The 9,562-nt window shown below is 35.5% G+C and carries 9 protein-coding genes; 3 read left to right on the top strand and 6 right to left on the bottom strand.

All coding sequences use genetic code 11. The annotated features are described in order from the left end of the window. From J0M08_08880 to J0M08_08860, 5 genes are all read right to left on the bottom strand, one after another. Positions 1-1,998 (bottom strand): multicopper oxidase domain-containing protein (locus J0M08_08880; protein ID MBN8703167.1); only part of this gene is annotated, 1,998 nt, incomplete at its 3' end. A gap of 57 nt (positions 1,999-2,055) precedes the next feature. After that, positions 2,056-2,910, bottom strand: coding sequence for a DUF3347 domain-containing protein (locus J0M08_08875; GenBank protein ID MBN8703166.1), 855 nt, complete (start codon positions 2,908-2,910; stop codon positions 2,056-2,058). A 12-nt stretch (positions 2,911-2,922) separates the two neighbouring features. Next, positions 2,923-3,150: a heavy-metal-associated domain-containing protein gene (locus J0M08_08870; GenBank protein ID MBN8703165.1), complete on the bottom strand. Its 228-nt coding sequence runs from the start codon at positions 3,148-3,150 to the stop codon at positions 2,923-2,925. Positions 3,151-3,242: 92 nt separating this feature from the next. Next, positions 3,243-5,654 (bottom strand): copper-translocating P-type ATPase, encoded by a 2,412-nt coding sequence (locus tag J0M08_08865; GenBank protein ID MBN8703164.1) that lies wholly within the window; start codon positions 5,652-5,654, stop codon positions 3,243-3,245. An 84-nt stretch (positions 5,655-5,738) separates the two neighbouring features. Then, on the bottom strand, positions 5,739-6,299 hold the full coding sequence (locus J0M08_08860; protein MBN8703163.1) for a helix-turn-helix transcriptional regulator: 561 nt from the start codon (positions 6,297-6,299) through the stop codon (positions 5,739-5,741). A 257-nt stretch (positions 6,300-6,556) separates the two neighbouring features. Here J0M08_08860 and J0M08_08855 point away from each other — a divergent pair, with 257 nt between their 5' ends. After that, positions 6,557-6,727, top strand: coding sequence for a hypothetical protein (locus J0M08_08855; protein MBN8703162.1), 171 nt, complete (start codon positions 6,557-6,559; stop codon positions 6,725-6,727). A gap of 6 nt (positions 6,728-6,733) precedes the next feature. Here the strand turns inward: J0M08_08855 and J0M08_08850 are convergent, their stop codons facing one another. Continuing rightward, a complete protein-coding gene (locus J0M08_08850; protein MBN8703161.1) occupies positions 6,734-7,414 on the bottom strand; it encodes a nucleotide-binding protein in 681 nt (226 codons plus the stop codon). Positions 7,415-7,713: 299 nt separating this feature from the next. On the opposite strand from J0M08_08850, the gene J0M08_08845 reads away from it, so the two are divergent. Both J0M08_08845 and J0M08_08840 read left to right on the top strand, forming a co-directional pair. Next, positions 7,714-8,913, top strand: a complete 1,200-nt coding sequence (locus J0M08_08845; protein ID MBN8703160.1) for a tetratricopeptide repeat protein — start codon at positions 7,714-7,716, stop codon at positions 8,911-8,913. A 264-nt stretch (positions 8,914-9,177) separates the two neighbouring features. Continuing rightward, positions 9,178-9,558 carry an SRPBCC domain-containing protein gene (locus J0M08_08840; protein ID MBN8703159.1) on the top strand — a complete coding sequence of 127 codons (381 nt, stop codon included), beginning with the start codon at positions 9,178-9,180 and terminating at the stop codon, positions 9,556-9,558. The last annotated feature ends 4 nt before the right edge of the window (positions 9,559-9,562 follow it).

Here is a 9,562-nt window from a genome sequence, read left to right as displayed (position 1 = left end):
TACAGCAGTTCTGTTGTCTTTTTTATTTACTTGTCCGAATAAATTTTCTTCTTGTTCATCAATTCCCATTTTTCTGTAACGCCAATCAAAACCAATAAATGGCATCAACCATTGCATTTTTCCAATGTATCGTCCTAAATGTGTTTCAGTTTCATAGCCGTGCATATCATTGTATCCTAAACGCCATTCTGTGCCCATGCTCCAACGAGTGTTTTGTAGCATTGCCATTCCGTCATTTCCATTTGTCGCAAAATCATTTTCCGCCATAAAATGAAGTTTACGGTCATCAGCATAGAGTTTTCTTTGCGCCAGTTTTGGATTTGGAATTAAAGGATTTGGCTCTTGATTTTCATAACTAAAAACTCTTCCCATTCCACTCATCATGTGGTAAAGAATATGACAATGAAAAAACCAATCTCCTTCAACATTGGCATTAAACTCTAATGTATCTGTTTCCATTGGCATAATATCTACAACATTTTTAAGCGGTGCATTTGCACCTTGTCCGTTTAATAGTCTAAAATCATGACCGTGTAAATGCATTGGGTGTCGCATCATAGAGCCATTATATAATATGATACGAACATTTTCCCCTTTTTTAATCAATATTTTATCCGTTTCGGAAACTACTTTATTGTCTAAGCTCCACACATAGCGGTTCATATTTCCTGTAAGTTCAAACTTTAGTTCCTTGACTGGTGCATCTTTGGGAAGTGAGGTATGACTTGGCGATTTCAACATTGCATAATTTAGCGTTACAATATCTGCCAAAGCATTCGCATTGTATCGGTTTGGGTCGTCATCACTTTGCTTGGGTTTACTTTCACCTGTAATTTCTGGATACATTACCACGTTCATATCCATTTGATTTAACGACATATTCATTCCCATATCGTCAAGGTCGCCATTCATTTTCATCATATCGTTCATCATCTTCATTCCCTCAAAATATTTCAATCTTGGTTGTGGTGATTTGAGTTGTTTGATGCCGTTGCCAATATATAATGATGCTGAATTGGTTCTGTCCTCGGTGGTTGCCAAAAATTCAAAAGCCGTATTTTCGGTAGGAATAGTTACAATAATATCGTAGGTTTCAGAAACAGCAATAATCAATCTATCAACTTCAACAGGCTCAACATCGTTGCCGTCATTAGCAACTACAGTAATTTTTCCACCTGCATAAGTTAGCCAGAAATAAGAAGATGCTCCTCCGTTAGAAATTCGTAACCGAACCTTATCGCCTGCTTTTAATTCTTTTCCATCAATGTTAGTAAGGTCTGCGCTTGGTTTACCGTTCATCAGTATTTTTTCGTAGTACACATCGCTTACGTCCATTGCCAACATTCTTTTCCATTCGTTTTTTAGTTTGGTTTTAAAATGCCCTGCTTTAATTGCCTCTCCGTAACTCTGAACGGAATTTTTCTTTAATGCGGGATAATCGTTGGCGTTATGCAACATTCGATGAATGTTTTCAGGTTTTACATTTGTCCATTCGCTTAAAACAATTGGTAAGGTTGGTATATCATCTATCCCCTTTCTGAATGTTTTATCATCTTGCCTTTTTAGCATTACAAAGTTTCCATACATACCTATTTGTTCCTGTAAGCCAGAGTGTGAATGATACCAATGCGTACCATTTTGAATGATTGGGAATTTATAGACATGCGTAGTATTTGGTTTGATTGGCATTTGCGTTAGATTAGGAACGCCATCTTCTTTATTTGGCAAAAGAAGTCCGTGCCAATGCAAAGATGTTTCTTCTTTTAGCAAATTGTGTACATGAATTTCGGCTGTATCTCCTTCTGTAAAAACCAATGTTGGCATTGGTATTTGTCCGTTTACAGCAATGGCTTGTTTTTCTTTCCCGGCAAAATTCACTAATGTGTCTTTTACATAAAGATCATACCTAACTGTTTTTTGAGCATAGGTCAAATGAGTTACTAAAAGCAATAGTGCTATCGGCAACAGTTTTTTATAAATATTTTTTTGATTATCCATTTTAAGTATTTCATTGTTAAAATGATTAATAGGGTAGCCGAAGGATACCCTATATTTTTATTTAATTGTTTCTACAGTTTTACCACAGGTAAGCATTTGCGAGCCGTAATACGGATTTTTCACCTCATTTTCTTTACTTAACCAATTAGCCCCTTTTCCATCGTTTGCCATTGGGCAAAATTGGTAATAGGTTGGTGTTTCGGTTTTTGAAACTTTGATAAGGGCATACATATTTTTTGAAAGCGACATCAAATGGTCTCTTTGATGTGAAGCTTCTTTGGTGTTTGCAATATGTTCAGCATCAAAAGCCAAATCTTTCATTACTTTCATCCAAACAGGATGTTCTTCTGCTGCCAATTTTTCCATTTTTACAGCATTGATTGCGTTAAGCAATTCCTTTGCTTTTGTTGATGCGGTGTTTCCGTCTGTTTTTACCAAAGCATCTTTTACCGCAAAATAATTGTCGAACACTGCTTTTAGTTGATTTGTTTCTTGCTTCGTATCAACTACATTTTCTTGATTGTGCATTGAATGGTCTTCAATAACAGTGTTTGTTGCCATTGCTGTTTTGTTTACCCGTTCGTATTGGCAGCATCCTGGCAATTTGGCGTACACATCATCCGGAGCCAGGAATTTATCACTGTCATAACCTGCCAATGCGATGCGTTTCAGGATTTCATCCAGGTTTGTTTTGGTACTATCGTAGCTGATGCTTGCTATTTTGTTATCTTTGTTCCAATCCACGGTGGCAACTTTCTTGAGATTTCCAGCCGTTTCAATGGTTTTCTCACACATTCCACAATTGCCATACACTTTTACATTTTCTGTTTTTGTGTTCTTCATTTGTGCATTACATGCGGAGACGGAAAACAGCAAAAAGCTTGCTGCTGATATTTTTGCTATTGTATTCATAACTGTTTTTTTTTAGTTGTTTATTAATTCTATTTTAAATCCTGCTTCCTTTACTTTTTTGATGACTTCTTCTTCGCTTATTTCTTCCGTATGCACGGATAAGATCTTGTCCTTGTTTTCTGTATCTACTTCCCAATGACAGATTCCTTCGGCTTCATTGAGGAATGGTGTAACTTTTGCCACACATCCACCGCAGTTGATGTTGGTTTTGAACTTTATTATTTTATCCTTTGTATCCATTTTAATTTAATAATTTACAATACAAATTTCGTATATATTCTGTCCAATTGCGTTACTGTATTTTTGAATTGATTTGTAACATTTACGGCTGCCTATTTTTTATACTTCAACCACAAACTATTACTTATTACACTTACACTGCTCAATGCCATTGCTGCTCCTGCAATCATTGGGTTGAGCAAGAAACCATTAATCGGGTATAAAATACCTGCAGCAATTGGAATACCAATAAGGTTGTAAATAAATGCCCAAAAGAGATTTTGCTTTATGGTGCTGACTGTTGATTTTGACAAATGTATTGCTTCCGGAATTTTTGTAAGGTCAGATGAGATAATGGTCATCTTAGCTACATCCATTGCAATATCGCTTCCTTTACCCATTGCTATACTCACGTCTGCTTGAGCCAATGCTGTGCTGTCGTTGATACCATCGCCAACCATTGCTACAACCTTCCCTTGTTCTTGTAATTGCTTTACAAACATGGCTTTATGTTCAGGCAACACTTCGGCTTTGTAATGTTTGATTCCAACTTTTTCTGAAACAGCTTTAGCTGTCATTTCGTTGTCGCCTGTAAGCATATAAACTTCAATGTCTGATAGCTGTAATTCTTCAATTGCCCTTTTAGAAGTTGCTTTAATTTGGTCAGCTATTGCCAGTATGGCTATTACTTTTTTTGTATTGGTAAACCAAATTACTGTTTTGGCTTCATTACTATATTGATTGGCTTTTTCAACAACCGAATTTTCAATTAATATTTCATTTTCTTGTATCAGCCTTTTGTTTCCAATGAAATAAGTTTCACCGTCAATTTCAGCTTTTGCTCCTTTACCTGTAATGCTTTCAAATTTTGATATTGAAATGGTGTTTTGATTTTTTAGATGGGTAACAACCGCTTCTGCCAAAGGGTGTTCTGATTGCTTTTCAATGCTGAAAAGTATTTGTTTTAATATCAGGGTTTCATCAGTCCAAAAATCATTTGTTACAATGGGTTTGCCTTCTGTAATAGTTCCTGTTTTATCGAGTATTACTGCATTTACCTTTTTTGTCAATTCAAGACTTTCAGCATCTTTAATTAAAATCCCCTTTTCTGCTCCTTTGCCCACTCCAACCATTATGGCAGTAGGAGTAGCCAGACCCAAGGCACAAGGGCAGGCAATAACTAATACGGTAATAAGGGCTAACAATCCCTGAGTAAAACCATTGTCTCCGCCAAAGATGTTCCATACAATAAATGAAGCAATTGCAATTATAATTACAATAGGCACGAAAACACCTGCAATTTTGTCCACCAATTTTTGGACAGGAGCTTTACTGCCTTGTGCATCCTGCACCATTTTGATAATGTGTGCAAGCATAGTTTCACTGCCTACTTTGTCGGCTTTGAATTGAAAACTTCCTTTTTGGTTTATTGTACCTGCAAATACTTTTTCGTTCTCATTTTTCAATACAGGAACAGGCTCACCGCTCAACATACTTTCATCAACATAAGAATTTCCATTGATGACGGTTCCATCCACTGCAATTTTTTCTCCAGGTTTTACGACAATCGTATTGCCAATTTCAACTTGCTCAATGGGGATTTCCATTTGATAACCGCCATCATGCACAATTGTAACTGTTTTAGGCTGTAAGCCCATCAATTTCCTTATTGCAGATGAAGTATTTCCTTTGGCTTTTTCTTCCAATAGTTTACCTAACAATATATAACCAATGATAACAGATGCAGCTTCAAAATAAACGTGAGCGTGTAATCCCCTTTCGTGCCAAAATTCAGGTGCCAGTGTATTGAAAACACTGAAAATGTAAGCAACACCTGTGCTTAATGCCACCAAGGTATCCATATTGGCAGAGCGATGTTTGGCTTGTTTCCAAGCATTGATGTAAAAATCTCTCCCTAACCAAAATAAAACTGGGGTACTTAAAAACCACATTATTTCATTGGCAAAGGGTATATCCATAAAGAACATACCTATAACTACAACTGGAACCGATAATGTTAAAGCCCAATAGGTTTTCTTTTTTAATATACTAAACTTCTCTTGCTGAATATGCTCAATCGTCTCATCACCTGAAGTACTTTCATCAATTAATAAATCGTAGCCAATACTTTGAACAGCTTTTCTCAAGCTATCTGATTGTACCAAACTCGGAATAAATTCAATGGAAACCTTCGCATTTGTATAATTGACGCTAGCATCTACAACTCCAGCTTGAGCTTTAAGTATACTCTCTACACTTACTGCACACGAAGCACAAGTCATTTGCAATACTGGAAATAACTTCTTTACGGTTGTTACTCCATAACCTAAATCTCTTATGGTTTTAACGGCTTCTGAAACAGTCTCTTGATTTTGAGTTCTAATTATAGCCTGCTTATTATTCAGTTCTACTCGATGTGAATCAACACCTGTAAGTTTAGACAATCCATTGTCCACTATTAAAGCGCAGTGTTCACTTTCAACGCCTTCAAGGGGAATTCGAATTTCTTTATTATTTGTTGCCATACCTTTGATAGTATTATTACACTACAAAGGTGGCAACATTTTAGTTCATGCTCGTTACTTGATTTTGGATTGAATTTGTAACATTTACACTTCATCCAATGGTTTTCGTTTGATTTCCTTGATATTTTTAAAATGAGTAGGAGTAAGTCCTGTAACTTTTTTAAACTGATTGCTTAGATATCCAACGCTGGAATAATTCATTTGGTCAGCTATTTCGCTTAATGATAATTCATCATAAACCAATAGTTCTTTTACCTTTTCAATTTTTTGTGCAATGAAATACTTCTCAATTGTTGTGCCTTCTACTTCCGAAAACAAGTTTGATAAGTAAGTGTAGTCGTGATATAGTTTACTGCTCAAATAGTCAGATAAATTGGATTTTAATTCGCTGTTATTTTGATGTATAATTTCAATAATGTATGATTTAATTTGTCCGATTAGACGACTTTTTTTGTCATCAATCAATTCAAATCCAAACGTTTTGAGATGATTGTCAAGGTTAGTTTTTTCAGTTTCAGTAAAGTCGTTTTTGAGTTCAACTTCGCCTAAACTAATATTCAAAGTTTGAAAACCTAGTTTCTCCAATTCATTTTTCACTACCATTATGCAGCGATTACAAACCATATTTTTGATATAAATTTTCATATGTTAATGTTTATGTCGTGCGTTGGCAAAAAAGTGGCTCTTTTGGTTTTGCGAAGGGTCGGCCTTGTGTGTCGGGGCAAAACCAAAAGAGCCACTTGTGCGGCTGGCTAAAATTGTTTTTAAAAAAGTGCGGTGGGAAAAAATAAAAAACATTGGTTCGGATTGAGTGTCGGCTTATTAGCTGTCCCGTTGCAAAATGGTCTGTATGTTTTTGTTCACCTGTCAAAATGGTTTGTCTTTGTTTTAATGTTTAAATTTTGATCGGTCTGTCGTTGTTGCACGGTCGTCCTACCATTGGCTATAACGTTTTGCAGCTACCCGAAGGTGGCGATTTCGAAGCACTTCACTGTCAACCAAGCAGAAACTTTGATAGAAGCACAAAGCTTGATTTAACCACTGAACCGCCACTTTTGGGTAGCTGCTGTTAGGCACAGTTATAATTTGTTCATATCAATTTCATAGCCTGAGTTTCGCAATTCGCGTGCAACTTTTAAATGCCACGCATCATCCTCGTCCATTTTTACATAGACTACTCCAGAAATGTCGTTTGGCGTTTCAATGTCGTCTTTCACCAATGCGCAAACATTTTGTCTTCCAATTTTTCCAATTAAAAAACCGTGTTCAAAAACAACATTTTGTCTTGCTCTATTTTTCAATTTAGGATTTTCTTCTCTTTTCGCTCCGATGTCGCAAGGTGTATAAAGTATAATGCCAAAACCTACATTCGAGTATGCTTCAATTTTTTCAATTACTGTCTTGCTACCACTAGCTTGTTCGTGAAGTATGATTGGTGTCAATCCTAACTTTTCAATAAACCGTGCTGTTTTTGTTTTTGCTGCTTCATCGTGTCCGTGTACAATAAAAACTTCTGTTCTTGAAACTGACGGTTTAGCTGTCGATACTGAAACTGGTGTACTTGTCGCTACTTGCGATTTAAGTAATTCCGCTCTTGTCAGTAAGCTTTTCAGGTTGTCCAATTTGTACTTCACTAAATTCTTAAATGTCTGTACTGGATTTCCTTGAACTTCGCCCATCTGACCCATAAATGTGTACCCTGCGTGATTATATGAGTCCATATAATCGTTGATTTCAATGTTAAATACTTGTTTAAGCATTTCAAAGTTATAGTCGGTCCATAACTTGTAATCAGAGTTCGCAGTTGTTAGTTCATTTTGATTTGAAATGTTACGATTAAATATCTCTTCGCCAATTTCAATTCGCTTTTCTAATTTACCAACAAAGTCAGCATTACTTATTGTCAAAATAGCTGTCTCCTTGGGTGTCTGTGTTGTGCTTTTTCTTGTTGCCATTATTTAGTTACGGTGTCGTTTAATAATTGTGCCTAACGTTCCCCAAGCAAGCACAGGCGGCACTTTCTTGCACCTACTTGTCTACTTGCAGAACTGTTGATTAAATGTACAAATGTTTTTTAGCGAAGGCAAAAAAGAAATGGGCGAAGCACCTTAATTTATGCCGAAGCCCATGTGTAAGCTTCCCCAAAGTTGAGCCAATTAAAAATAGAAAATCGACAAGCAGCTACAGCTGCGCGTTCAGTTTTTTAAATTTAACTTTAAATGGTAACAACAATGAAAAAAACATCAAAACAATTTTAATCTTTACATTATTTATTTGTAAAGCTTTCGGACAAAACAACGAACTACAAAACTTCGTTGACCAAGGAGTTAAACTTTATGACAATGGCGACTACAAAGGTGCCATTGAACAATATAAAAAAGCATTGCAAGTTGACAAAAAATCACCTCTTGCTAACTATGAAATTTCATCAACCTATTTTGCTTTAAAAGATTACGAAAAAGCAATTGAACACAGTGATTATGTTATATCCGCTAAATCAAACTATATAGACCAAGCGTATATACTAAAAGGCACCGCTTTTGATATGTTAGGTAAATCAAAAGAGGCTATTAAGACTTATGAAAAGGCTATCAAGGAGTTTCCCAATAATCATTTATTATATTATAATTTAGGTTATACTTCTTATAGCTTAAAAGAATATAAGGACGCTGAACTAGCCTTACAAAATTCTTTAAAAATTAAACCTTCACATGCAAGCAGCCATTTGCTATTAGGCTATGTTATGAGCGAACAAGGTAATAGAGTAAAATCACTTTTAGCACTTTACAATTTCCTATTGCTCGAACCCAATGGAAATAGAACAAAAGCCGCTTATGAACTATTAGACTTTGAACTTAAAAAAGGTGTAAAAAAAGAAAATGAAAAATCAACAACTATAACACTATCAGACAATAAAGAATCTGACGAATTTCGTGCAGCAGAACTAATGCTTTCTCTTCTAGAGGCATCAAAAAATTTAGAGGAAAATGAAAAGAAAACAGAATACGAACTATTTGCTGATAACACGAAATCATTCTTTTCTGTTTTAGGAGAATTGAAAAAAGACAATAAAGGTTTTTGGTGGAATTATTATGTAGACTTCTTTTATTCAATGACAAACGACAAGCATATTGAGGCTTTTAGCTATTATATTACTCAATCAAAAGAAGATGAAAAAATATTCATTTGGCTAAAAGACAACAAAGATAAAGTTGAGGCATTATCGAAATGGTATTCAAATTACAACAGAAAATTTTAATTACAACAATCTCATTTTATTATAAAGAAGAAAAGACTAGTAACGAGAATGCTTTGACCATAGCGTTTGCAACGCTTCAAAATCGCACAAACGCTAAGATTTCCAAGTGTATTCTTTCTCTTACTGGGTTTTCTTACTTGAGTTAATGTGTGTAATTACGGAAAAATTTGCAAGACAGAAACTATCACTATGCGCATAGTTTGAAAATGAGCTGAGTTAATTGGCTTAAAAAGAGTATTTTTGGCGTATTCAACCAAATTAGATATGCCAGATTATAAAAAATATTTTGCTATACCTGCAACTCCGGAAGAAGTTTATTTGGCGCTTACTACCCCCTCCACTATACTATTATGGAGCGGAGAGCCCGCAATAATGAGTACAGAGCCCGGATCGGAATTTTCGTTGTGGGAAGATAACATTACCGGAAAAAACATTGAATTTGTAGAAAACAAAAAAATTGTTCAACAGTGGTACTTTGGCGATGATTCGGAAGATTCGATTGTAACCATATTGCTACATGCCCATGAAAAAGGCACTTCTTTAGAGCTAAGACACACCAATATTCCTACTGAAGCATATGATGACATTGTAGAAGGCTGGAACAAAAACTACTTGGGCGCATTAAAAGATTTTTACGAAGACTAAAAAC

The sequence above is a fragment of the Bacteroidota bacterium genome (assembly GCA_017303975.1).
GTDB lineage: Bacteria > Bacteroidota > Bacteroidia > JAFLBG01 > JAFLBG01 > JAFLBG01.
This window is presented reverse-complemented; position numbering and strand designations above follow the sequence as displayed.